This window comes from Clostridium formicaceticum, assembly GCF_001854185.1.
Taxonomy (GTDB): Bacteria; Bacillota; Clostridia; order Peptostreptococcales; family Natronincolaceae; genus Andreesenella; species Andreesenella formicacetica.
In genome coordinates this window covers 2,048,321-2,073,601 of sequence record NZ_CP017603.1, presented here as the reverse complement: position 1 = coordinate 2,073,601, position 25,281 = coordinate 2,048,321, and the positions used below count along the sequence as shown (strand labels likewise).

Genomic DNA, 25,281 nt, shown 5'->3' with positions numbered 1-25,281 from the left:
TCTTTATCTAGATTTTCTCTTTAAGTATAAGCTTCCACTTCTAAACATTCGTTGTAAGTGGAAGCTTTTTACCCTTTTGGCTATTTCTTTTTCTTTCCTATCAAGTTTTAGTCTTCAAGTTCATTGATTTTATTAATAATATCCTCATATCTTTGACCAAACTCTCTTTTGAAGTTCTCTGAAGCATCGATAAATTCTTGCTTGTCTGGATAGGTAACCTGCATACCTAGTTTTTCAAGTTCTTCTAAGGCAGAATTATTCATATCACGTTGTACTTGACGTTGGTATAGCCCAGCTTCATAAGCCGCTTCTCCAAATATCGCTTGATCTTCTGCTGATAAACTGTTCCATGCATTAGGGCTCATGATGAATACAACAGATGCGTATACGTGTTCAGTCATGGCAAGATGCTTATTAACTTCAGCTACATTCATTTGTAATATTACAGATAATGGGTTCTCTTGTCCATCAAGAGCTCCTTGCTGCATTCCAGTATACGCCTCACCCCATGACATTGGAACAGGGTCAGCACCTAATGCTCTCCATAGTCCTTGATGTGCCTGATTTTCCATAGTTCTGATTTTAAGTCCCTTTACATCTGCAACGCTATTAACTGGCTGTTTGCTGTTTGTTAAGTTACGGAAGCCTGATTCCCAAAATCCAAGTGTCTTAAGTCCAGCAGCATCTATTTCTTCCATAAAAGCCTTACCTATTTCCCCTAAGAATATATTATCCGCGTGCTCATAGCTTCTGATTAGATATGGCAAGTCTACCGCAGCAAGGCTTGGTGCAAAGTTCGTCATTGGCCCTTGATTAGCAATTGCCATATCAATTGACCCAAGTTGAGCACCTTCAACCAAGTCACGTTCAGCTCCAAGTTGTCCGTTATGGAAAATCTGTATTTGATAACGCCCATCGGTTTTTTCTTCAACAAGTTCTTTAAATTTAACTAACCCTTGTCCAACAGGACTAGTCTCAGAAGCTGAATGACCTACATTAAACTCAACGGAACCTCCAGCAGATGTCCCTGCCGGACTAGAACTACAAGCTGCAAGCGTTAAACTCATAAGCAATAAAATGGATAATAAAATCGTAATCTTTTTTTTCATTTTAAATACCTCCTCATTTTTTCATTGATTTTTTTAAATTAAAAGCTTAAATGCTTATTTTAATACTCATTTTGTACGCTAAATTTTCAAACCACAAATAACAAAACTTCTTCAGATATTAAAAATTTTTAATAATTTATAATTGTTTTGCTGTCTTGCTTACCAATTTTCTTTTTCTTATATATTTAAGTCGATACAACATTGCAGTTGATACACAAATTAAAGCATAAAGATGTAGCGTCCATCGAGGCAATCCTATAGCCATATAATAACATAAAAAGGTAATCCAGCCTACCAGAGAAAACAATTGTAGTTTTCCAGCAAAATCTGTTTTGAGCATGAATACTATCAATATTACTGTTAGAAGTAGTGCGACTGTAAGCCAAATTACATTAACACTCATTCCGATTCCCCCTTTTCTCTTATATTCGTCTGTCTATTTAACCATAGAACTACCTTAAACTCAAGTGGTTATTTGTGACTACCACAAGTTACCGTTTTCATCAAATAGAAATTCTTTTGGTTCTTCAAGGATTTCAATACCTGGTATAGTCTTTGCTTTTTCTAATAAAGATTCAGAAATATGGATATATTCTATGTGCAAGGAATTTGGGATTCGAATAATTGCTGGAGCATCCTTGTCAATCTCTACACATGTTTTGATAGCCGCTTTAATCGCTTCTTTATCATTTTCTAATATCATTGGTATTTTGATATTTTCTACAATTTTAGCTGTCAAAGAGTTCGGATAAGTTTTTTCTAAGTCTGCCTTTTCAAAAAGTCGACGTGTAACCATATGTGCCATCCCTAGTCCATTAGCATTGCCATGAGTCTCATCACTTAAGTCCAGCAAAACAACGCGTTGCGATTTAATACCACCAGAAGCATAAGGCGTAGGAAATTTTCCTGTAATATTAGGATCCATACCATCACCAGAGAAGTTCTTACCGATTTTATCAACAATTAATATATCGGTTTCCTCTATCAATATTTTGGGCATTAAAGCTTTAGACTCTAATAATAGAGCTGGTTCTTTTTCAGGTATTTCTTCCTTTGTTAAAGCAATAATTTTACATGTTTCGTCAAAAGGATTTTCTATCATACCTACACCAAAGAGAATATTTGAATTTTTTAAAATGGCATTTCCAAAAAGCGGTACCAATGCAGCTAAGTGTTTGACTCCCACTTCGTGGCAAGTTTCTGCTCCTTTTTGCTTACCAAGACCGATGGTCATCATTTTCATTAAACCAGATTCATAGGTACCACGGAAAGCAGGATGTGTCTTAATACGATTTACAACAATAATTCCATCTGCTTCTGCAGCATATTTATCAATAAATACTGGATATTGCTGTGGAAATTGTGTTTCATCGGTAAATCCTATTTGCTTCGTTTCCATAGTCGCTTTAATAGGACAACCACAAAATTCTTCTGTAATGCCAAAACTTTCAAGAACCTCTACCTGTCCTTCAGCAGTAGCACCACCGTGACTTCCCATAGCTGGTATGATAAAGGGATGCGCTCCCTGTTCTTTTACAAATGCAGCTATCTCCTTCAAGATAAGAGCGATATTCGCAACCCCTCTACTACCTCCAGTTATAGCAATTTGCATACCAGGCTTTATGCTGCTTTTAATTTGCTCTTTTAAAAGTTCAGATTTTAAAACTTCCGGTATATTCTCAATTTTTTCTCTAGGAAAAACTTGTCTTATTTTTACCATTTTAGGTAGTTTAACATCCTTCAACAATTCACTTACAACACCCATTTTAACCTCCATTCTGTTGTTAACATTGTAATGATTATCCAGAGAAAAATTTATTCAGTCTGTTAACAGCTTTTAATTTTTTCTATACATTATGTTTTTATCTGCTATATATTTGGATTTTCTATTTATAATAAATATTAATCAAATTTCAAAATAACTTTGTAGGTCTCAATAGGATTATTCTCTACTTGCTCAATCGCCTTCATAATGTCTGAGAAATTATAGACATTGGATATAAGTATTTTAGGATCGATTTCTTTTTTATTGAACCACTCAATTACTTCTGGAAACTTATTACTGTGAAGTCTCGACCCCTTTACATCTAATTCCTTTTTTGTTATTTCTAGTTGAGCTATTTGAGACGGTGTGTCTGTAAAGCCTAGAAGAATGACTCTTCCAGCTGAGGCTGCAAGTTTTACTGCTTGTTCAAAGGTTTGTGGAATACATACAGCATCGATAATAACAGGTACCCCTAAGCCATTGGTTTCATCCATGATAACTTTATCCACATCTTGTTTAGACGGATTAATTGTCATATCTACGCCCATTTTTTGCGCCAGTTCAAGCCTAGCATCAACCAAATCCGAAATAATACATTTTGCACCTATTCTTTTTATAACCTGTGCTGCACAAAGTCCAGCAGGACCTGCTCCCATGATAAACACAGTATCTCTTTTAGTGATTTCTCCACGGGAAGCAATTTGAGCTGCAATCGTAAAAGGCTCAATAAGAATAGCCTCTTCCCAACTCAACTCCTTTGAAATCTTATGAACGCCACTTTCAGGTAATACAATATATTCCTGGTATCCTCCATCTACATGGACACCTCGTACCTTCAGGTAAGAGCATACATTTGGTCTTCCAATAGAGCATGGGTAACACTCTCCACATCCAACTACAGGATCCATAATAACATGATCCTCTACACAGACTTTTGTTACTTTTGTTCCAACTTCTACCACTTCCCCTACAACCTCATGCCCTATAACCCTTGGATAGGTTGCTACCGGAGAGGTTCCGTGATAAATATGAATGTCTGAGCCACATATTCCAGCAGCCTTAACTCTTATTAAAACTTCATTTTCATTTGTAATTTTAGGAACGGGCACATCACATATTTCTAAGTTTCTTGGCGAAATTACTTTAGCTGCTTTCATTTCGAAACTCCCCCTTTGTATATTGTTGGTTTTTTTAGATTCAACAAAATGGTTAACGTTTTCTTCGTTTTGTTTTGTGATGAAAATAGAATTCTACTAAAAGTTGTATAATCGATACTACGCATTCTATGCATAGATTAGTATGAAAATAAATTGATTTTCAAAATTTGTAATACAAATATTTGTTGTTTTTATTATAAGGCATGCTTTTTTTTATGTCAACAGATTTTTATAGCGGATATTCATTGTTTTTTCGTTAATTTGTTATTATTGTTTTCAACACTCTTTAATATTTGTAATACAAATATTAAAAAATAAAAAAGTGGTTTGCAACTATATTCATAGCAAACCACTCTTAATTTCTATATATTATTGATAAAACTTTAGCAGTCCAGCCTTCCTATATCATCAATTGCTCTTAAAATATGTTTTTCGATAAAATGTTCAGCAAGCTCACTATTTTGTTCCTCAATTGCTATATAAATACTTTTATGTTCCTTAATACTGGTGGATACACCTAAGATATTGTTCAAAGTTATCTGATGTTTCCTCATAACATGACGCAACATCTCATTAATTTTTACATTAATAGGATTCTTACTACCTCGTGCAATTTCCATATGAAATTCCAGATCAGCTTCAACAAACTTACTCTTAGAATCTGTATTTTCCTCCATGCTATCAAGATATTTTCTTAAATTCTTCAAATTTTCTTCATCTCTATTTTTAGCGCAAAGTTTAGCACTACCAATTTCGATGATACTTCTAAATTTAAGAATATCTACAATCTTTTCTTCTCGAAATATCACAAAAGGTAAAAGAGGATCCAGAAAAATAGATGAATCAGGTTCATTTACATAGGTTCCCCCTCCTTGTACCTTTTTCAGAATACCTAAAGCTACTAACCTTTCCATTGCCTCTCTTACCGATACTCTACTGGTACTCCATATCCTACACATTTCATTTTCAGTAGGAAGTTTATCACCTGGTTTTAATTTTCCCTCTATGATTTGGTTTTTTATATTTGTATAGATTTCATCACTTATAGTACTCAATTGTTTATATCCTTTCTAAAACCTTATTTAATAATTTAATATAGCATATTAAATTATCTTTTAAAAGACTTTTTTTATAAAAAATCTAATTTCCGTATCCCACTTTAAGCATTATACAAATCAATTATTTTGAAAACACATGCATATTTAAAAGTAAAGTTCTTGAAAAAATGTACATTAATACAAAAACAAAGCAACTTATCCTGTAGATTTTTCCAAAATAAGTTGCTTTGTTTTTTGTATCAATTTTTATGCTATCTTACCAGCCATCCACCATCTACGCATAAAACATGGCCATTCATGTAGTCAGAGGCTTTTGAAGCTAAAAACACCGCTGCTGCTGCTAAATCCTCTGTTTTTCCCCATCTACCTGCAGGGATTCTTCCTAAAATCTCAGCATTTCTTTTTTCATCAGCTCTAATTGGTGCTGTATTAGCAGTTTCAATATAGCCCGGTGCTATTGCATTAATTTGTACATTGCTTTCAGCTAATTCATTGGCAAATGCTTTGGTCAGTCCTGCTACACCGTGCTTTGAAGCAGTGTAGGAAGGTACAAATTTTCCACCTTGGAAGGATAACATCGATGCAATATTGATAATTTTGCCACTTCCCTGCTGGGTCATATGTCTTCCTGCTACTTTAGATAAATAATATACAGCACTAAGATTTAAGTCAATAACCTTCTTCCATCCCTCATTGTCACCTTCTAGTAAAGGGGCTCTATGAATCATGCCTGCATTATTTACTAAAATATCAATTTTCCCATAGGCTTCTATGCACTTTTCAACCGCTGCCATGGCATCATCTTCTCTATCAAGATCGCCATGGGCAAACTTTACTTTTCTACCGATAGCTTCGATTTCCTTTGTAACCTCTTCAATATTTCTCGCTGAATGTGTATAAAGAAAAAGATCTGCCCCCGCCTTTGCTAACCCTTGAGCAATTGCCCATCCTATGCCACTGTTCCCTCCAGTTACCATAGCTACTTTACCAGATAAACCAAAGTTTTCTAATAGATAATCCATAGTCATCCCTCCTATAAAGCTAATTGTTCTACGAACTTATAACAAATCTTTGTTATCAATGTGATCCATATCAGTAAATGTTTGATTTTCCCCAACCATTCCCCAAATAAAGGTATATTTTTTCGTTCCTACCCCTGAATGAATAGACCATGATGGAGAAATCACCGCTTCTTCATTTCTCATAATAATATGTCTTGTCTCTTTAGGTTCTCCCATCATGTGGAAAACCATTGCGTCTTCATCCATATCAAAATAAAAGTATACTTCCATTCTTCTGTCATGGGTGTGGGCAGGCATTGTATTCCATACAGACCCTTCCTCTAACAAAGTCATTCCCATTAACAATTGACAGGATTTACATACATTTGGGTGTACATATTGATAAATCGTTCTTTTATTCAACTCTTTTTCAGAACCCAAATTTACTGGATTAGCATCTTTAATATTAATTTTCACTGTTGGATAAGAAGTATGGGCTGGTGCTGAGTTTATGTAAAATTTAGCAGGATTTTCTTTATCCACTGACTTAAACACCACATCTTTGATGCCCATCCCTACATAAAGTCCATCTCTTTTGTCAAGTTCAAATTCTTCTCCATCAAGGATGACAATCCCTTTTTCACCTATATTAATAATCCCTAATTCTCTTCTTTCTAAGAAATATTCTGCACCAATTTCTTTTCCTGCCTCTAGCTTTAGTTCTTTTTCCACAGGAGCTACAGAACCAGCAATAATTCTATCAATATGAGAATAAACCAGTTTTATTTCATCCCTTTGAAAAAGACCTCCAATATGAAACTCTTCTCTCAGTCTTTGTGTATCATAACCCTTAGCGTCTTTATTACTTGAAGCATATCTTACTTCTAACATTATTCTTCCTCCTATTTTTTTATATATTTTTCATTAAGCTATAAAGTACAATAGATTTTCATAATCAATAGAAGATAACGCCCTCCTATTGATTATGAAATAAATTTTCTACTTCAGATAGAACAAAAGATTCTCCTATCACATTTTCAGTTGTTAAATTCTTGATCTGAACATTCCTAGCATTGCCAATAAAAAATCCTGCCCGTACCTGTTCTTCCAAAAAGCTCATCATCGCAGGATATCCTGGCCTAGCATCTTCTAAAAAACTAATCTTTATATTTTCTAAGAAAATGTTTTCTATCTTTCTTTCAGGTAGTCCATAAATAAAGCCTGCTGCAACCTCACAATCTTCGCAAATAATATTCTTCAGATAGATATTTCTTACAGAAGGTGTTCTTTCATCAACCGGAAGTTTTTCTTTACTCCATACATATTCTGTTTTCCCATCGGGATCACAGAAATAAAAGCAATTGATAACAAAAGGTGTCAATACTTTTTTCATGATAATATTTTCTGCATTGATGCCATTTATTACACCGTCTTCCCCTCTTCCTCTTCGGGTCTTAATTCTAATACCCCGGTCGGTTTCTTCAAAGATGCATCGAATGGCATAGATGTTTTTTACACCTCCTGCCATTTCACTGCCAATGACAATACCACCATGACCAAACTTCATATGACAGTTTCTAATGACGATATTTTCTGAAGAAGTTTTCAACCTTTTTCCCATATATAATTTTCCAGACTTGATGGCAATGCAGTCATCGCCTACAGAAAAATCAACACCTACTAATCTTACATCTTTACAAGATTCAGGGTTAATGCCGTCTGTATTTGGAGAGTCTTTAGGGTTGATGACCTTTAAGTTAATAAAACTTAAGTTTTCCGAGAACATTGGGTGAATCGTCCATGAAGGAGAATTTTGAACAGTGATCCCCTCTACTAAAATATCTTTGCAATCCTTGAAAAATATTGTTCGAGGCCTCCAGGCGGTTCTTTTCTTTTTAGCATCCTTCCACCAATTATCAAAGGATGCATTGCCATCAAGAATACCTTCCCCGATAATTTTTACATTATTTACACCTATGCCAGTAATTAAACTGGCAAAACAATCGAAAGGATCTCCCTCCCATGATCCTAGATAAAACTCATCTCTCTCATCGGTGGTCTTTGTTAGTCCCGGTAAGATAGGATAGTCTTCTCTAATATCACTTCCTAAAAGCACAGCCCCTCTTTGAATTTCCAAAGTAATATTGCTTTTCAAAAAAAGTGGTGCAGTTAGATAAATTCCTTCTGGCACCACCACTCTTCCATTAGAGGGACAAACCATAATTGCTGCCTGCAATGCAGCAGTATCGTACTGGTCCCCTGTCCCCGATGCACCAAAATCTCTTACATTTAAGGTTACATATTCATTTAAGGTTTTGAAAAGCTTAATATTACTATTTTCAAGGGTTTTAGTATCCTTCAAATAAATTTCATACTCTTTATTGGGTTCTAATCCCAATAACGTTGTAACATTTCTATTGGATAAGGTTTTTAAGTCTCCATTGATATAAATTTCAAATTCATTTTTTGAAAAAACGCATTCTTTATTTACTATTTCTATGGTAATTGTCCGTGCTGTGATTGATATAATTTCAAACTTCATATTGCCTCCTCAATACACACTGCTGTAAACAGAATTTTTTCTTGTAGCAATCTCATTATAGTATTCCTAATTTTTACCCTTTTAAACCAGAAGTAGATATACCATCCACAAAGTGTTTTTGCGCAAGGAAGAATACAATCAATGAAGGAAGTAATGCAATTACTGACATAGCAATAATCTGATTCCACTGCACTAAAGCACTGGCATCCATAGACATCTTCAGAGCAATAGAGACCGGATATTTTTCTACACTTGAAAGATAAATCAATGGTCCTAGGAAGTCATTCATTGTCCACATGAACTGGAACAGTGCTACAGAAATAATCGCTGGCTTTAACATTGGTATTAGTACATAAATCAGTACTTGGAATGAGTTACAACCATCAATTACTGCCGCCTCCTCTAAATCCTTCGGTAACCCTCGAATAAACTGAATCAACATGAATACAAAGAAAGCATCCACCGCAAAGGCAGCTGGTACTACCAAAGGTTTATAGCTATTTAACCAGTTAAACTCTCTAAACATAAGGTATTGAGGGATTCTTAAAACTACATTTGGCAGTAAAAGCGTTGCTATTAAAATTGAAAACAGATATTTTTTTCCTGGTATCTTAAATCTTGCAAAGCCATAGGCAGTTAATACCGTTGATATTACAGTTAAAATCATTTTGGGTATGACGATTTTAAATGTATTTGCAAAATAAGTTGCGAAAGTATACTGAGTAGACGTATTCCAACCTCTAGCATAACCTGAAAAATCAAATTCACTTGGTAAAAATCCAATAGAAGTAAATATTTCTGCATTGGTTTTAAAAGAAGCTCCTACTAACCAAATCAGCGGATATAGCATGAACAAACCTACAATACAAAGCACAGTATATCTAAGGACTTTTCCCATTTGCTCTTTTCTTTTTCTTCTAATTCTACGGGCCTCATCTTTTTTAATGAGTTCTTCTTCTCTAACAATTGTTTTTGCTCCCATTATTCATCCCCTCCATCAGAGTAGTGTACCCAATACTTTTCGGATCTGAAGGCAATTGCAGTAAATATCATAATAACGATAAACAAGAACCATGACATAGCACTTCCGTAACCCATTCTAAAATACTTAAAAGAGTTATCGTAAATCATAAGCGGAAGTAGATAGGTAGATTTTAGTGGTCCTCCACCGGTGATAATATAAGGAGCATTAAACTCCTGGAATGCTTGAATTAGCTGCATAATAAAGTTAAAAAACACAACAGGTGTTATCATCGGAAGAGTGATTTTGAAAAACATACTTACTTTACTTGCTCCATCAATTTTTGCTGCCTCATATAAAGACTCTGGTATGTTTTTCAATGCTGCTAAGAAGATAACCATTGGAGATCCAAACTGCCACACCCTTAAAAGGCTCAAAGTAAAAAGAGCATACCTAGGATCCCCTAACCAACTGATAGGATCTAAACCCACAAAACCCATGAAAATATTAATCAATCCTGTATCTGCAAAAATAAATCGCCACAATACAGCGATGGCTACACTTCCCCCAAGGATAGAAGGCAGATAGTAAGCTGTTCTAAAAAAGTTTACTCCCTTAAGCTTAAAATTCAAAATGTAAGCAATAAACAATGCAAAGGCTAATTTTAAAGGTACTGTTACAAAAACATACCTAAAGGTAATCCATAAAGCCTTCCAAAAATCATCATTTTGAAACATTCTTATATAATTTTCAAACCCAACAAATTGTGGGGAAGATATAAGGTTATAGTTTGTAAAACTTAATACAAGTGAAGTAATAAAAGGAAACGCGGTAAATACTATAATTCCTATCATCCATGGCAATATATATAATAATCCTTCATACTTTTTTAATAGCTTCATAATTGCCTCCTTCAATTATAGTTTGAGGGGGCAAGCCCCCTCAAGTCTATTGTGCTAATTCTGCTAATAATCTATTTGTTTCACTAATGGTTTTCGCTGCTGCTGTTGATGCATCAATGATTCCAAATCCTAATTCTTCTACAACAGCTCTAAAGAAACTGTTAAGCTCATCTGCTTCAAAGTATGGGCTAATACCTTTACCAGCAAATTCTTGTACTTTTACATTTCCTTCATAATTAAGACCTGAAAGTAATCCTTCTTCTAGAAGTACTTCTTCTGCTGCTTTATTGGCTGGGATACCTCTTGAAGTTCCCAGGATTCTTGTTGCTTCTGGATCTGATACTAAGAAGTTTAAGAACTTTGCAGCTGCCTCTGGGTATTTTGTATTCTTATTGATAGCAAAAGTCATTGAAACCTTATTTAAAGCAGATTGGTGAGGTCCAATATCATTTAAAAACTCACCAGTAACCATCGTTTGATCTCCTTCTAGTGCTGCTAAGAATTTATTTACTGCACTATCCCACTCATAAGTTCCACCGTATTTACCTTGAATCCAGCTAGGTGTTTGGTCTACAGCAACATCACCAGCCCCTGCTCTTACTTGCATTGAAGGTGTTACACCCTTGTCAACCATTTCCATATAGAAGTTATAGCCATCTTCTAACTCTGCTTGTGTATAAGCAACTTCATTGTCAACAATGAAAGGTTTTCCTGTTTTTTGTTCTAGATAGTAAAGTACCATTAAGAAGGCACCATATTGATCTAAATCGATTGGATAGTAATCGTTACCAAGTTTTTCTTTAAATATCGGTGCTGCTACAAATAAATCTTCAAAGGTTTGAGGAATCTCAACACCTGCTTTATCGTAAGTGGTTTGGTTGTAGTAGAATACTTTTCCTCCAATTCCTACAGGAAGTGCATTTACTTTACCATCTACTGTTGTTTGTTCTAATAAAAAGTCTTCATAATTGCTAAGATCAATGGCATCTAAAGTGCTTAGATCATAGAAACCGTTTCCATCTCTAGAGAAGGAGTAAATCCAGTTCCAGTTGATTTGCATGATATCTGCTGCAGTATTTCCAACAATTTGAGTAGTAATTTTCTCTAAATGTCCCTGCCAACCTGAATACTCTGGTTCAATTTTGATTCCTGGATTTTGCTCTTCAAATAAAGCTATTGCTTCTAATGTTTTTTCGTGTCTTTCATCTCCACCCCACCAAGAAAATCTTAGTATGATATCTCCTGAATCATTGCTTGAGCTACCAGTACTACCAGCACATGCTGTAAGAAACATGGATAATACAAGCATGATCGCTAGAACCTTTGATATTTTTTTCATTTTACATCCTCCCTTGTTATATCTTTATTTAACGGCAAACTTTATTGCACATTAGAAACCATTAGTTTTGTTAACGTGTGCGTTTCGAGCAATTTATTTCCTATATTTGAAATTATAGGTGTTTTATGCTTTTAAAAGGTATAGTGCCTACCTATTTGCTAACGTCTGCAGAATTGTCATTATCTTTATTGTATGCCAGCGTTTCGCTATAGGCCATTAAGAAAGCACCTAAACCCTTATAATCATTAGGCGTGATTGCTTCACTGATATAATATTCATAACTTCCATCTCTATAAGGAACATTTCCCAGACCAGCTACACCGCAAATTCCCTTCAATTGCTGGTTTTCTGTATCTAGATATTTTTCTACCGTTCCATCAAATGCTTTTTGCCCAAAGGTCCTGTAGTTTTCTGGAAGATATCCTAATCTAACACCCTTCAAAATACCGTAGGCAATCATAAGTGTTCCTGATGTTTCTAAATAATTGCCTTCTCTAGTGCCTTGATCAACTACTTGGTACCACATAGATGACGCCTTGTCTTGGTACTTCAAAAGAGCATCTATTGTTTCTACAAAAATCTTTTTTATTTCTTCAGCATTAGAAAAATCTGCTTCAATTATTTCTAGGGTGTCCACTAATGCCATCACAAACCATCCCATAGCGCGTCCCCAAAAGTGCAGTGATAAACCGGTATCAGGGTTACTCCATCTTTCTTTCCTGCTCTCATCATACCCATGGTAGTAAAGTCCTGTTTCAGCGTCCTTTATTCTTCTTTCTACAGTCATAAATTGCTGATAGATATCTCCAAAACCTTTTGAAGCGTTGAAAAGCTTTTCATATTTAGCATAAAAAGGCATCGCCATATATAAACCATCTAACCATACTTGATTTGGATAAATCTTTTTATGCCAGAAGCTGCCCTCTTGGGTCCTTGGATGATTTTCTAATTGCTGGTAAAGAACCTCTATAGCCTTCCTATATTTCTCTTCTTTTGTAATCTCGTAGAAGTCAAATAACACCTTACCAGAATTGATATTGTCGATATTAAATTCTTCCATTTCGTAAACTGCTATTTTACCATCCTCTGTGATTGTCTCTGTTAAATACCTTTGAACAAAATCTAGATATTTTTTTTCTCCTGTACTATGATATAAATCTAGAGCACCCTTCAAAACACATCCATCTTCATAATTCCATTTTTCTTTATACTTTTTAAAATGATTTATATGGAAATCAATAAACTCTACTATTTTCATGACAACCTCCCATTTTCGAAGCTTTTTTATAAGGAAATGTTTTCCTCACTTTCAAAATCAAATAGATGACATTTATCTAAGTCAAACCAAAAATCATATTTTTTCTCTCTAGCTACCCCTTGAACCTTCATAGGGTCTAGTCTTGAAATATATTCAGTTCCGCTTACATGAAAGTAAACAAATTCTTCATTACCCAATTGTTCTACTACAGTGATTTTTCCTGTTACATATTCTTCTTTATTTGGATTCGTTTCACTAGATTTAATATGTTCTGGTCTTATACCAAACCATACTTTTTTCCCAACATATCTTTTTACTTTTTGTGCTTTAGCTTCAGGCAGGTGGAGAACTAGTCCTGCTACTTTAACAGCAATCTTATCTTTATCCATGATTAATTCCGCTTCATGAATATTCATAGCAGGAGCTCCTATAAATCCAGCTACGAATTTATTCGCAGGTTTTGCGTAAAGATTAATCGGTGTATCTACCTGCATAATCTTTCCATAGTTTAAAACGCATATTCTATCACCCATTGTCATAGCTTCTACCTGGTCATGGGTTACATAAATGGTTGTTGGGTTTTTACCTTCCTTTTTTAACTGTTGATGCAGTTGAGAAATCCTCACCCTCATAGAAACCCTTAATTTAGCATCTAGATTGGATAAAGGCTCATCGAATAAAAATACATCTGGATCCCTAACAATGGCTCGTCCAACCGCAACCCTCTGTCTTTGTCCACCTGACATTTCCTTTGGCTTTCTATCTAAGAGGTCTGTTATTTCTAATTTTTCAGCAGCATCTCTTACTCTTCTGTCTATCTCATCTTTTGGCGTTTTTTGTAGTTTCAAACCAAAAGCCATGTTATCATAGACAGTCATATGTGGATATAAAGCATAGTTTTGAAACACCATAGCAATACCTCTATCCTTCGGAGGAAGTTCATTTACACACTTATCTCCAATCCATATTTCCCCACCAGTAATCTCTTCAAGCCCAGCAACCATCCTAAGGGTAGTAGACTTAGCACATCCAGAAGGACCTACAAAAACCATGAACTCTCCATCTTTGATGTGTAAATCAATGCCATGCACCGCCTTAAACCCATTAGGATATACTTTTTCAACCTTTTTTAATACTACCTCAGCCATATCCTCTCTCCTTCCTCTACATTTGATCACAACAACTTTTTGTAGCAAATTCTGTTTTATAAAATGAGACTTAGAATTTACTTCGAGGATGTAGTGCTTGACCTCACACTTAGTTTCTTCACCTAGAAGCGGGAATCTTAGCAATACACCGAAGGATAAATAATTCATAAGTTTATTTAAAAATTTTCAATCATAACAAATGATCTATCGATATGCAACGTTTTCATAGGTTAGATTGTAGTAGGTTTTTACATTATGTCAACCTTTTGTTTTGCCTACTTCCTAAGAATTCCTATGGAAAAGCTGTTTTTTTAATGCATCCCTAGTTAAAGTAATATTGACTTTCCATAAAGCTATGTGTTAACGTGTGCGTCGTTTTTTAAAAAAATTTCAATTAGCAGTGGAAGTTTTAACAATACACTGAAGAATAAACCTACTTTAAGTTTTTTACAGAATCTCTAATAATTAATTCAGTATTAACGTAGACTCTTTCTTTTTCAACTTCCTCTTTTTCAATTAAACTTATAAGTTTTTTAGCACCATCTTGACTAATTTCCATGATAGGCCTTTTTACAGTTGTTAAAGCTGGCGTTAAAAATGGTGTAAAAGTGTTATTATCAAATCCAACAATGGAAATATCCTCTGGTATTTTCATCTTGTTTTCAAATATAGCCTTCATTGCACCTATGGCCATATCATCATTAGAACAAAATACAGCGGTGGGCTTGTTTTCATTTTCTAATAATTGCTTCATACCTTCATAACCACTTTCAAAGTCGTAATTCCCCTTGATCATATAATTTTTATTTACAGGAACGTTATGATCAATTAAAGCATCCAAAAATCCTTCTTTTCTTTCTTGAGCAGATTTAAACCCTGCTTTTCCTTCAATAATTGCAATTTTTTCATGTCCACACTTTACCAAATACTTTGTTGCATTATAGGCACCTTTTTTGTCATCAGACAAAATGTTAATCAGTCCCCTATGCTCTATTTCCCTGTTTAATACAACAAGCGGAATTTTCTTATCCAATACATGGTAAATAAAAGCACCATCTTCAGCACTTTGACTCATTAATATAATACCATCAAAATTATTTGTATCAATCAAACTCAAACTTTTATAATCACTTATGCCTTTAACAACTAAATTGTACTGATCTTTTATAATACTATTTACACCTCTTACCACCTCATAGAAAAAGCTAGAAGAAGTTCCTCGATCTTTATCTATTGTGGAGAAAAACAAACCAATATGATACGACTTGTGCAATACCAAACTTTTAGCGCTATAGTTTGGGATATAGTTTAACTCCATAGCTAATTTTTTAATTTTTTCTTTTGTTTCTGAATTAATTAATGTACTATTATTCAAGGCTCTCGACACAGTTGTGTGAGACACATTAGCAAGTTTTGCTATATCTTTTATTGTGACACCCATTTCATCACCTCAATACATTTATAATACCATATCACGCACACGTTAACAATACTTTATAACAATTTTGTAAAATTTTTTAAGTCAATTTAAATTTTTTTCGCAAGTTTTCATTGTTACAAGTTTTTTTATTTTATTATAGTTTGTTTTTTAAGATATGAAAAGTGCTATCTCTTTTAAGATCATAAGAAATACTCCCTTCATGGTAACAGTTTATATTGTTTGTCTACCATAAAGGGAGTATTTCATTTAAAGAATCCTCTTCTTCAAACTATTCAGTTATTATTGTCCCATGATAAGATTTGGTATAAATAAAGTTAATTGTGGCACAAAGGTTAAAAGTAACAGCATAATAAACATAACGGCATAAAAAGGCATCAAGGATTTAAGCACATCTTCAATCTTACAACCTGCAATGGAACAACCTACAAACAACGTAGAGCCTACTGGTGGTGTTATTAGCCCGATACCCAGGTTTAGCATCATTACAATACCAAATTGTACAGGATCCATACCTACGCTTGTTACTACAGGCAGCAAAATTGGTGTAGTAATTAGAATCAGCGGCGCCATATCCATAATCATACCTAATGCTAATAAAATCATATTTACAATTAAAAGAATAACGTATTTATTATCAGAAATAGATATTAATGTTTCTGTTACCAATGATGGGATTCTTAGGTAAGCCATCATGTAGCCAAAGGCACTGGAGGTGGCAATAACTGCTAAAACCATCGCCAATGTTTTTAAAGAATTGTTTAAAATTTTTACCATTCTTTTTATAGGAATATCTTTATAAACAAAAAAGGTTATAATAAAGGCGTATACCGCTGCTATCGCTGCTGACTCAGTAGCTGTGAATATACCTGTTGTAACCCCACCAATAACAATAACAGCTGTTAATAGTCCGAGGATACTTTCCAACGTAATCTTTAAACCTTCTTTGAAGGAAAACTTTTCTCCCTTTGGGTAGTTTCTTTTAACGGCGATAATATAACTTAGCACCATCAATGCTATTCCTAATAATACCCCAGGAAGAAAACCTCCTAAGAACAGCCTGCCTACTGAAAGACCTCCTGCCGCTAATGAATAAATAATAACATTATGGCTAGGGGGAATAATAACCCCTTGCGTAGAGGAGGTAATCGTTACATTTACAGAATAATCTTTGTCATATCCTTGTTTCTCCATCATAGGAATCAGGATGGCACCAATAGAAGAGGTATCTGCAACAGAAGATCCAGATATCCCACCAAAAAACATGCTGGCCAAAACATTTACCATGGCCAATCCTCCCCGCAGCCTCCCAATAATAACATTTGAAAACTTAATTAACCGCTCTGATATCCCACCTTCACCCATAATTTCTCCAGCAATAATAAAGAAGGGGATCGCTATTAGAGAAAAAGAATTCAATCCTTTTACCATCTGTTGTCCTATCACCATAGGAGGTATTCCTAGATACAAAGCTGTAGCCATCGTTGATAATCCTAATGAGAAGGCAATAGGAACTTTTATAATTAATAAGACTAAAAATGATACCAGTAATAGCGTTATAGCAGGTGCATTTATCATAGTTCTACCTCCTCTTTCATCGTTGTTTCATCAGTATCTTCTTCTATTCCAAATAGTTGCGCCAGTGAATAGCAGATCATCATCACACCACAAACCGGTACCATCATATAACTAATGGAGGCCGGCCACTGTGTAGCTGGCAAGGTGGAACCTCCTGTAGCCTTTACAAGCCTTGTACCATAAACAGCACAAAAAAGTCCAAAACCACAAACAAATAGTTGATCTATTTTTATAATATTTTTTTGTAGTGATGGTGGCAATAAACTTACAAAGTATTCTATACTAAGATGAATTCCCTTCTTCACCCCTAGGGCAATTCCTATAAACCCAAACCATACCATAAGAATAAGAGAAACTTCCTCCACCCATGGCGGTGAGGTGTTTAAAAGCTGTCGGGAAAATACTTGATAGGATACAATCAAAGTCATCGCCACCAAAAAAGTTATTCCCACATATTCTAAAACTTTACTAGATAAGTTTAATATCTTTTTGATAGCCTTCATTTTTCTTCATCTCCTTTATAAAAGGTGAAGAATACACCTTTCTCTTATTCTTCACCCTCTAGGTCTGCTTATAAATACTATTTTGTGTCTATAATTCTTTGAATCAACTCTTCGTAGCCTGCACCAAATTCTGCATAAATTGATTGTACAGCATCTTGGAATTCTTGATTACTTTCTAACCTTGTAATAACACTACCTTTAGCAACTACTTCTGCTTCTGCCGCTGCTTCTTCTTTAGCCCATTCTTCTCTCTGGAATAAGGAGGCTTCCTTAGCAGCTTCTTTGATAGCTTCTTGATCTTCAGAGGATAATTTATCAAAAGTCATTTTGCTTATTAAAATCACCTCAGGTGCTCTTGTATGCTCATCTACTGTATAATACTTAGCAACCTCATAGTGACTTGTTGAAAAGTAACTTGGCCAGTTGTTTTCTGCACCATCAATAACACCAGTTTGTAATCCACTATATACATCACCAAATGGCATTGGGGTAGGTATTGCGCCTAGAGCAGTCACTAAGTCCATCATTAACTTACTTTCTTGTACCCTGATTTTCATTCCTTTTAAGTCATCCACTGTTTTTATTTCTTGTTTTGTATTATAAAAGTTCCTTGCTCCTCCATCAAACCAAGTTAAACCAAGAAGATTGTTTTCCTGTAAAGACGCAAGGAAGTTTTCTCCTATCTCACCATCCAGCACACTAAACATATGGTCTACATCTCTATATAGGTAAGGAAGCATAAGTATCCCTAAATCTTTATTAAATTCACTTAATGGTGAAATACTTGTACGCACAAAGTCTATAGCGCCAAATTGCGCTTGTTCAATAGTAGCTTTTTCATCTCCTAATTGTGCGCCTGGATATACTTCAACCTTTACTCTACCATTTGTCTTTTCTTCTACCAGTCTAGCAAATTCTCTGTCAGCTCTTACTGTTACATAACCCTCATTGTGGGTATCAGCTAATCTTAAAACAATTTGATCTGTGCTGCCTGCTTGTCCTCCAGCATTGTCAGTTGAATTTCCTGTGTTACTTTGATTATTCGATGTACATCCTGATAACAATCCAATGACTAGAACTGTACACATAAGCATTGTGGCTAATTTTCTTTTTCTCATTTTTTACTCCTCCTTAACTTTATGATATAATCGTTTTTTTCTTTATATAAAGTGTACTATTATGGAAAACGTTTTTCCATGGACTAATTTGTCTTTACCTTACATTTATTGTCCTATGCATTATTTTCTACCTATTTCTTACACTTTTAAAAAAAATAAAGCCCTAGAAAGAGCTTATAAAATTATAGTTTTGTATACTCTGTAGCCGGTACACCTGCGTACTTTTTAAAGGCTCTGCTGAAATAATTGGGGTCATAATATCCTACCTCCAATGCCGTTTCTTTGATAGATTTTTTTTCTTCTCTTAACAATTGCTTTGCTTTTTCCATTCTTATTTTTATTAAATAATCTTTAAAGTTTTCACCTTCCACTTTCTTGAAAAGTCTACTTAGATAATATGGACTCAAAGCAATATAATCTGCCACATCGTTCAAAGAAATATCATTTTTATAATTTTCACGGACATACGCCTTCACTGATTCTATAGCTCGTATGTTACTATCCTTCTTGTACTGAGCTATGGCAAAAACCACTTCTTTAAATAGATTCTCCATGTACTCTTTTATTTCTCTTGTTTCCTTTAAAGTTTGTACTTCTTCCTCCATCTTTTGTATTCTCGAAGTAATCAGTGCATTACCGAAAAATTGAATAATATTCCGATTAATCACCAAACAAAATTGTTGCATATACTTCTCAATGGATAAATGCTGGTGATTTTCCCTATCCCTTAATACATAACTTAATATATCTTCAAAAGCTCTCGTAGCTCCTGTTAAATCTTCATTAAGAAGTTTTTCAAAAACAATCATTTCCTTTTCATAAACAGCATTAAGAAGATCCTTATGCAACTCTTGATTTTTATCATGTTGTAATTTCTGTACTTGTTTTTCCATAGCAGACTTTGCTGCCCTATAGGAATGATATAGTTGTGAAGCTTCCCGGCAAATCCCCCCTATACCAAAATACAACTTTGTGTGGAATTTTTCTTCCACTTGATAGCGAATTTCCTTTATAGAGGCTATCAGATCTTTATTATTTATTAATCTATCAAGTTCACGGTGAAATAATAAAAAAACCATATTTTTCAAATAAATACTTCCTAAGGTCTCTCTACTTACAAACTTAAGTTTGTTTTTTATCGTTTTAAGGATTTTTTCTTCACCTTCATCTTCTTCACTGCTGAGAAAAGTAATGCAGACAAATGTGTTGCTTTTTATATTAAAAACATTTTTATATTCTTCTAATTGGCTTTGTAATAAATCTTCTCCTAAAATGAGTTTCAAGATCATTTCTTTTTCCAATAAAGGCATAAATTCATTCATTTGTTTTCTGAGGGTTTTCTCTTTTTCTATGTTTTTTTTCAAGTTATTGATCTTTTCTAGTACTTTATCCATGGCATTACAAAATTCTTCATCAGAAACAGGCTTCAATAAATAATCATGAACACCTATATGAATAGCTTTTTTAGCATAGGGAAAATCATCATAAGCTGTCAAAACGACAATTTCTGTATGAGGCAAACGTTTTTTTATTAATTGGCAAGCCTCTAAACCATTGGTTCCTGGCATTCTTATGTCAGCTATAATAATGTCAGGATGTAATGCTACAGCTTTTTCTATTGCCTGGCTACCATTACTGGCTTCTCCACAAACACAAATTTTATTCTTATAATATTTATCAATGAGAAATTTCAAGGCCTTTCTTTCTATTGCTTCATCTTCAATAATCATCAGTTGTAGCATGGGGTTCACCATCCTTTAAAGGAATAAAAATGTCTATGCTAGTTCCTTGATCTACCTGACTATCAATAAAAATTAAGTTTTCCATACCAAAGTGCAGTTCTAGTCTTTTCTTTACATTCGATAAACCCAATCCGGTAGTGTGTCCTTTTTTATTTTTTTCACTATTTTCTTTAAAAATATGTTTTAGCTTCTCCTCCGAGATCCCTCTGCCATTGTCCTTTATTTGCACCTTTACATAGTTTTTTTCCCTTAGAATCAATATCTCTATCTTGCCCTCCTCTTGATCCTGTAAACCATGAATAATTGCATTTTCTACAATCGGTTGAAGTGTCATGGGAAGTATCTCTACATCATCTATATTTCCCTTAATCTGTAGTTCAAAAGTTATTTGGTCCTGAAATCTAGTTTCTTGTATAAAAATATAAGCTTTTAGCGTGCTAATTTCTTCTTCTAGCTTCACCAATTTGTTTTTATTGCTTAAGTTATATCTTAATATTTTTGCTGTAGCTTGTATTAATCTTACTGTATTATTTCCTCCTTCAAACATAGCTATCCTAGCAATAATATTTAGCGTGTTAAATAAAAAGTGCGGATCCATTTGATTTTGCAGTGTCATTAACTGAGATTCCTTCAGTAGCTTATCCTTTTCCAAGCTAATCAGTTTTTCTTTGTTTAAATTAATTTCTACCTCACTTTTCCTTCTAAGTTCTTCTACAAAATATTTTATATTATTTTTCATGTGATTAAAGGCTTGAGCCATCATGCTAAATTCTTGATACGCATTTTCTTTAATATCTTCTACTTCCCAGTTGCCCTTTGCCAATTGTTCAGCAGATGCTGCCAAAGCAGTAATCATTTCTAGTGTATTATTTGATAGAAATATGGCAAAAACAAAGCTAATAAAACTAAAAAATAGAATCGTAACAGCAATACTTCTTTCTGTTTCCTTATAACTCTGCAAAGTATTTGAATAATGCTGATTCGTATAGTCTAAATAAGAAGTAATTAGCATTTGAGCATGATTATTCATGTATGCTGATAAAGTCCTGAGTTCATTAAACTTACGATAACTATAAACATTTAAACCTCCATCAACAAGAATCGTATCTGTTAATTGTTTTTGATAATCAAACATATTTTCTAGGTTTCTAAAAAAGATACCGCTGTCCTTGTCTCTCCTTACTTCAGTTTCTATGGTCTTCAATATATTTCCTATCTTCTCTACTGAAGTGTAATGATGCTGAAGGTCTTCCGAATCTCTATTTTTTATATACTGATCGAAGGAATTCATGCTTTTATTTATTTCTATAGCTAGTTGACTTAATTGTATATTGATTTTCATTGTTCTATCATATTCTTTTGTTATTGTATTTTGCATAGAAAAGGATATCAAAAAGGACATTAACATGATGAAATTGATGAGCAAAAAAATACTTATCACTCTTGTTTTAATAGACTTTTTATTTCTCAATCTTAATTGTCTCATGCAATATCCTCTCATTCTCTCAATATAATTGGGCTATATAATGATATATACACTTTTTTCTATACTTTTATAGAAAAAAACTTGCCCTTTAGGACAAGATTTTTTCCTATTATTTTTTCCCTCTAAAAAGAGCATTTTAAAATTAATCTTCTAATACAATATCAAAATATTTTTTTGCATTATTATAACAAATATCTTTAACAATTGATCCTAAGTTCTCCATATCATAAGGAAACTCTCCTTCTTCTACCCATTGTCCTATTAGGTTACATAGAATCCTTCTAAAATACTCATGTCTTGGATAAGATAGAAAACTTCTTGAATCCGTAAGCATACCAACAAATCTACTTAATAATCCTAGGTTTGCTAATGCAGTCATTTGACTAAGCATACCCTCTTTTTGGTCATTAAACCACCATCCAGAGCCAAATTGAATTTTCCCAGCGATTCCTCCCCCCTGGAAATTTCCAATCATGGTTGCTAAAATATAATTATCATTAGGATTCAAACAATATAATATTGTTTTTGGAAGTTCATCTTCTTTGGAAAGACCATCTAAAAATCTTGATAGAGGGATAGCAATTGTTTCATCATTGATAGAATCATAACCTGTGTCTGGTCCTAATCTATGGAACATTCTTGTATTATTGTTTCTTAATGCTCCAATGTGAAGCTGCATTGCCCACCCATGCTCATTGTATTTTTTAGCAAAGTGCTGTAAAGTATAGGTTTTAAACTTATGTATTTCTTCTAAGGTTAAACTTTCCTTTGCTAAAACCTTTCTAAAGATAGTTTCCACTTCTTGGAGGTTTGTCTCGGCATAAAATACTCTATCTAATGCGTGATCAGATACCCTACAGCCAACCTTGTGGAAATGATCAACCCTATTATTTAATGCCTCTAAATAAGAAGTATAGCTTTCCACTTTTATATTAGATATCGTCATAAGATTTTCTAGCCAGTCGAAAAAACCTTCTTTTTCTATGTTTAATGCCTTGTCAGGTCTAAAGGTTGGAAGTACCTTCACATGAAAGTCTTTATCTTCTTTTATTTTTATATGATATTCTAAACTATCGGTTGGATCATCTGTTGTGCATACCACTTTTACATTTGATCTTTTTATCAATTCTTTTGCAGTAAAATCTTCTTTTGCTAAAAGTTCATTACATTTATTCCATATAACTTCAGCTGTAGATTCATTTAATACATCATAAATGCCAAAATATCTTTGAAGTTCTAAATGCGTCCAATGGTACAGGGGGTTGCCAATACATATAGAAACTGTTTTTGCCCAAGCCATAAACTTTTCAAAATCATCAGCATCCCCTGTAATATATTTTTCTTCAATACCATTACTTCTCATTGCCCTCCATTTATAGTGATCTCCACCTAGCCAAACTTCTGTGATATTCTTATAGCTCTTATTATGATAAATCTCTTCTGGGCTTAAGTGACAATGGTAATCATAAATAGGCATTTCTTTAGCATAATTGTGATACAATTCCTCTGCCACTGAATTGTTTAATAAAAAATTTTCATCCATAAACTTTTTCATTTTTCATCACCTTATTTTTCTTATATTTTTTTATATAACTTGCATAAATAACCAACGCTAACCTTTAGGGTTTTACCCTTGGCTAAAAGACATAGCCAAGGGCTGCAAATCTAATCTTTAATATCGGGTATAACTATAGCGTAACCCCTGTCTTAAAAATAGCAATTTCCCTAAAATCATTTTTCTCATTATTCACTAATTTTCCACTGGCTACTTCAATAATATATTGGATAAATCTTTCCAGTACTTCCTCCATGGTTTCATCCTCCACCAATGTTCCTGCATTGAAATCAATCCAATGGGGCTTTAACTGATAGAGTGCAGTATTGGTAGAAATCTTCATGGTTGGAACAAAGCTTCCAAAAGGGGTTCCTCTACCGGTTGTAAACAACACCATCTGACATCCAGATGAAGCTAAAGCTGTTGCTGCCACTAAGTCATTTCCCGGGGCATTTAGCAGGTTTAGTCCCTTTTTCTTTAGAATTTCACCATATTTAAGAACATCTACCACAGTAGCTTTACCACCTTTTTGTGTACATCCAAGGGACTTTTCTTCAAGCGTTGTAATACCACCCTCCTTATTGCCTGGAGAAGGATTTTCATAAATAGGTTGTTTATGCTCTATGAAATATTGTTTAAAATCATTTACAAGCTTCACCGTTTTATTGAAGACCTCTTCACTTTCTGCACGATTCATCAGTATGGTTTCTGCCCCAAACATTTCTGGTACCTCTGTCAATATGGTTGTTCCTCCCTGAGAAATTAGAAAATCAGAGAAAACCCCCACCAATGGATTAGCTGTAATCCCCGATAATCCATCAGATCCTCCACATTTCAAGCCAATTTTCAATTCAGAAATAGAAACGGCTTCTCTTCTGTCCTTTTTTATACCATCATAAAGTTCCTTCAGCAGTTTTACTCCCTCTTGCACTTCATCAGAAATTTCTTGGGTAATAAGAAATTTTACTCTTTCTTCATCATAGTCTCCTAAAGTTTCTTTAAAGGCAGACACATAATTGTTCTCACAACCTAACCCTAATACTAAGACCCCACCAGCATTGGGATGCTTCACAACATTGGATAGTATGGTTCTAGTATTCTCATGGTCGTCTCCTAATTGAGAACATCCATAATTATGCTTAAAGACTTCAATGACATCTATACCTTCAACATCTACTTCCTCTTTAAACTTTTTAATCATCATTTCAGCGATACCATTAACACAGCCAACGGTAGGTACAATCCATAGCTCGTTTCGAATTCCTACATCGCCATTTTTTCTAATATAACCATCAAAAGTTAAATCTCTATTTTCTTTTATGATTTCATTTAATGCCTGATGAAACGCATATTCACTAACTCCAGATAAGTTGGTTTTCACATTGTGGGAATGAATCCATTCTCCAGTTGCAATTGCCCTAGTAGCATGCCCTATTGGCGCACCATATTTAAAGATATTTTCTCCTTCTTGTATATCTTTTATAGCAACTTTATGTCCTCTTTTTATATCTTCTTTTAACTGAATTTCCAAATCTCCAACAGAGATCCTCTCACCCTTCACTAAGTCTGTTAAAGCAACCATCACATTATCTATAACATTGATTTTAATAAACCGTTTCAT

At 34.1% G+C, this 25,281-nt stretch carries 21 protein-coding genes; all 21 read right to left on the bottom strand.

Going from position 1 to position 25,281, the window contains the following annotated elements:
* Positions 1-107: 107 nt before the first annotated feature.
* The 21 genes from BJL90_RS09355 to BJL90_RS09255 all read right to left on the bottom strand — a co-directional run bounded on the left by BJL90_RS09355 (position 108) and on the right by BJL90_RS09255 (position 25,281).
* Positions 108-1,109, bottom strand: coding sequence for a TRAP transporter substrate-binding protein (locus BJL90_RS09355; protein ID WP_070967007.1), 1,002 nt, complete (start codon positions 1,107-1,109; stop codon positions 108-110).
* A 136-nt stretch (positions 1,110-1,245) separates the two neighbouring features.
* Positions 1,246-1,512 carry a hypothetical protein gene (locus BJL90_RS09350; RefSeq protein ID WP_070967006.1) on the bottom strand — a complete coding sequence of 89 codons (267 nt, stop codon included), beginning with the start codon at positions 1,510-1,512 and terminating at the stop codon, positions 1,246-1,248.
* A gap of 78 nt (positions 1,513-1,590) precedes the next feature.
* Entirely contained in the window at positions 1,591-2,874 is a 1,284-nt protein-coding gene (locus BJL90_RS09345; RefSeq protein WP_156778752.1) for a nickel pincer cofactor-dependent isomerase, group 22, read from the bottom strand.
* Between the two features lie 137 nt (positions 2,875-3,011).
* On the bottom strand, positions 3,012-4,031 hold the full coding sequence (locus BJL90_RS09340; protein WP_070967000.1) for a zinc-binding alcohol dehydrogenase family protein: 1,020 nt from the start codon (positions 4,029-4,031) through the stop codon (positions 3,012-3,014).
* A 383-nt stretch (positions 4,032-4,414) separates the two neighbouring features.
* Complete coding sequence (locus tag BJL90_RS09335; protein WP_070966998.1) at positions 4,415-5,086, bottom strand: FadR/GntR family transcriptional regulator; 672 nt, start codon at positions 5,084-5,086, stop codon at positions 4,415-4,417.
* 254 nt (positions 5,087-5,340) lie between these two features.
* A complete protein-coding gene (gene kduD, locus BJL90_RS09330; protein ID WP_070966995.1) occupies positions 5,341-6,111 on the bottom strand; it encodes a 2-dehydro-3-deoxy-D-gluconate 5-dehydrogenase KduD in 771 nt (256 codons plus the stop codon).
* A gap of 36 nt (positions 6,112-6,147) precedes the next feature.
* A complete protein-coding gene (kduI, locus tag BJL90_RS09325) occupies positions 6,148-6,981 on the bottom strand; it encodes a 5-dehydro-4-deoxy-D-glucuronate isomerase (RefSeq protein WP_070966992.1) in 834 nt (277 codons plus the stop codon).
* A gap of 85 nt (positions 6,982-7,066) precedes the next feature.
* On the bottom strand, positions 7,067-8,632 hold the full coding sequence (locus tag BJL90_RS09320; RefSeq protein ID WP_070966989.1) for a glycoside hydrolase family 28 protein: 1,566 nt from the start codon (positions 8,630-8,632) through the stop codon (positions 7,067-7,069).
* Positions 8,633-8,705: 73 nt separating this feature from the next.
* Entirely contained in the window at positions 8,706-9,614 is a 909-nt protein-coding gene (locus tag BJL90_RS09315) for a carbohydrate ABC transporter permease (protein ID WP_070966986.1), read from the bottom strand.
* Positions 9,614-10,495: a carbohydrate ABC transporter permease gene (locus BJL90_RS09310; RefSeq protein WP_070966983.1), complete on the bottom strand. Its 882-nt coding sequence runs from the start codon at positions 10,493-10,495 to the stop codon at positions 9,614-9,616. The genes BJL90_RS09315 and BJL90_RS09310 overlap by 1 nt, the downstream gene beginning before the upstream one ends.
* 46 nt (positions 10,496-10,541) lie before the next feature.
* Complete coding sequence (locus BJL90_RS09305; RefSeq protein WP_070966980.1) at positions 10,542-11,834, bottom strand: ABC transporter substrate-binding protein; 1,293 nt, start codon at positions 11,832-11,834, stop codon at positions 10,542-10,544.
* Between the two features lie 151 nt (positions 11,835-11,985).
* Positions 11,986-13,092 (bottom strand): glycoside hydrolase family 88/105 protein, encoded by a 1,107-nt coding sequence (locus BJL90_RS09300; RefSeq protein WP_070966977.1) that lies wholly within the window; start codon positions 13,090-13,092, stop codon positions 11,986-11,988.
* A gap of 26 nt (positions 13,093-13,118) precedes the next feature.
* Complete coding sequence (locus BJL90_RS09295; RefSeq protein ID WP_070966974.1) at positions 13,119-14,240, bottom strand: ABC transporter ATP-binding protein; 1,122 nt, start codon at positions 14,238-14,240, stop codon at positions 13,119-13,121.
* 433 nt (positions 14,241-14,673) lie between these two features.
* Positions 14,674-15,681, bottom strand: coding sequence for a LacI family DNA-binding transcriptional regulator (locus tag BJL90_RS09290; RefSeq protein ID WP_070966971.1), 1,008 nt, complete (start codon positions 15,679-15,681; stop codon positions 14,674-14,676).
* Positions 15,682-15,960: 279 nt separating this feature from the next.
* A complete protein-coding gene (locus BJL90_RS09285) occupies positions 15,961-17,256 on the bottom strand; it encodes a TRAP transporter large permease (RefSeq protein ID WP_070966967.1) in 1,296 nt (431 codons plus the stop codon).
* Positions 17,253-17,759, bottom strand: coding sequence for a TRAP transporter small permease (locus BJL90_RS09280; protein WP_070966964.1), 507 nt, complete (start codon positions 17,757-17,759; stop codon positions 17,253-17,255). Before BJL90_RS09280 ends, BJL90_RS09285 begins: the two co-directional genes overlap by 4 nt.
* A gap of 77 nt (positions 17,760-17,836) precedes the next feature.
* Positions 17,837-18,877: a TRAP transporter substrate-binding protein gene (locus BJL90_RS09275; RefSeq protein ID WP_070966963.1), complete on the bottom strand. Its 1,041-nt coding sequence runs from the start codon at positions 18,875-18,877 to the stop codon at positions 17,837-17,839.
* A gap of 182 nt (positions 18,878-19,059) precedes the next feature.
* Positions 19,060-20,619, bottom strand: coding sequence for a response regulator (locus tag BJL90_RS09270; RefSeq protein WP_070966960.1), 1,560 nt, complete (start codon positions 20,617-20,619; stop codon positions 19,060-19,062).
* Positions 20,597-21,997 carry a sensor histidine kinase gene (locus tag BJL90_RS09265; protein ID WP_169824206.1) on the bottom strand — a complete coding sequence of 467 codons (1,401 nt, stop codon included), beginning with the start codon at positions 21,995-21,997 and terminating at the stop codon, positions 20,597-20,599. Before BJL90_RS09265 ends, BJL90_RS09270 begins: the two co-directional genes overlap by 23 nt.
* 250 nt (positions 21,998-22,247) lie before the next feature.
* Positions 22,248-23,660 carry a glucuronate isomerase gene (uxaC, locus tag BJL90_RS09260; protein WP_070966956.1) on the bottom strand — a complete coding sequence of 471 codons (1,413 nt, stop codon included), beginning with the start codon at positions 23,658-23,660 and terminating at the stop codon, positions 22,248-22,250.
* Between the two features lie 133 nt (positions 23,661-23,793).
* On the bottom strand, positions 23,794-25,281 hold the full coding sequence (locus BJL90_RS09255; RefSeq protein WP_070966953.1) for a UxaA family hydrolase: 1,488 nt from the start codon (positions 25,279-25,281) through the stop codon (positions 23,794-23,796).

Coding starts and splice junctions, on each gene's coding strand:
- BJL90_RS09355 (WP_070967007.1), bottom strand. CDS start 1,109: ATGAAAAAAAAGATTACGATTTTATTATCCATTTTATTGCTTATGAGT.
- BJL90_RS09350 (WP_070967006.1), bottom strand. CDS start 1,512: ATGAGTGTTAATGTAATTTGGCTTACAGTCGCACTACTTCTAACAGTA.
- BJL90_RS09345 (WP_156778752.1), bottom strand. CDS start 2,874: ATGGGTGTTGTAAGTGAATTGTTGAAGGATGTTAAACTACCTAAAATG.
- BJL90_RS09340 (WP_070967000.1), bottom strand. CDS start 4,031: ATGAAAGCAGCTAAAGTAATTTCGCCAAGAAACTTAGAAATATGTGAT.
- kduD (WP_070966995.1), bottom strand. CDS start 6,111: ATGGATTATCTATTAGAAAACTTTGGTTTATCTGGTAAAGTAGCTATG.
- kduI (WP_070966992.1), bottom strand. CDS start 6,981: ATGTTAGAAGTAAGATATGCTTCAAGTAATAAAGACGCTAAGGGTTAT.
- BJL90_RS09320 (WP_070966989.1), bottom strand. CDS start 8,632: ATGAAGTTTGAAATTATATCAATCACAGCACGGACAATTACCATAGAA.
- BJL90_RS09315 (WP_070966986.1), bottom strand. CDS start 9,614: ATGGGAGCAAAAACAATTGTTAGAGAAGAAGAACTCATTAAAAAAGAT.
- BJL90_RS09310 (WP_070966983.1), bottom strand. CDS start 10,495: ATGAAGCTATTAAAAAAGTATGAAGGATTATTATATATATTGCCATGG.
- BJL90_RS09305 (WP_070966980.1), bottom strand. CDS start 11,834: ATGAAAAAAATATCAAAGGTTCTAGCGATCATGCTTGTATTATCCATG.
- BJL90_RS09300 (WP_070966977.1), bottom strand. CDS start 13,092: ATGAAAATAGTAGAGTTTATTGATTTCCATATAAATCATTTTAAAAAG.
- BJL90_RS09295 (WP_070966974.1), bottom strand. CDS start 14,240: ATGGCTGAGGTAGTATTAAAAAAGGTTGAAAAAGTATATCCTAATGGG.
- BJL90_RS09290 (WP_070966971.1), bottom strand. CDS start 15,681: ATGGGTGTCACAATAAAAGATATAGCAAAACTTGCTAATGTGTCTCAC.
- BJL90_RS09285 (WP_070966967.1), bottom strand. CDS start 17,256: ATGATAAATGCACCTGCTATAACGCTATTACTGGTATCATTTTTAGTC.
- BJL90_RS09280 (WP_070966964.1), bottom strand. CDS start 17,759: ATGAAGGCTATCAAAAAGATATTAAACTTATCTAGTAAAGTTTTAGAA.
- BJL90_RS09275 (WP_070966963.1), bottom strand. CDS start 18,877: ATGAGAAAAAGAAAATTAGCCACAATGCTTATGTGTACAGTTCTAGTC.
- BJL90_RS09270 (WP_070966960.1), bottom strand. CDS start 20,619: ATGCTACAACTGATGATTATTGAAGATGAAGCAATAGAAAGAAAGGCC.
- BJL90_RS09265 (WP_169824206.1), bottom strand. CDS start 21,997: ATGCAAAATACAATAACAAAAGAATATGATAGAACAATGAAAATCAAT.
- uxaC (WP_070966956.1), bottom strand. CDS start 23,660: ATGAAAAAGTTTATGGATGAAAATTTTTTATTAAACAATTCAGTGGCA.
- BJL90_RS09255 (WP_070966953.1), bottom strand. CDS start 25,281: ATGAAACGGTTTATTAAAATCAATGTTATAGATAATGTGATGGTTGCT.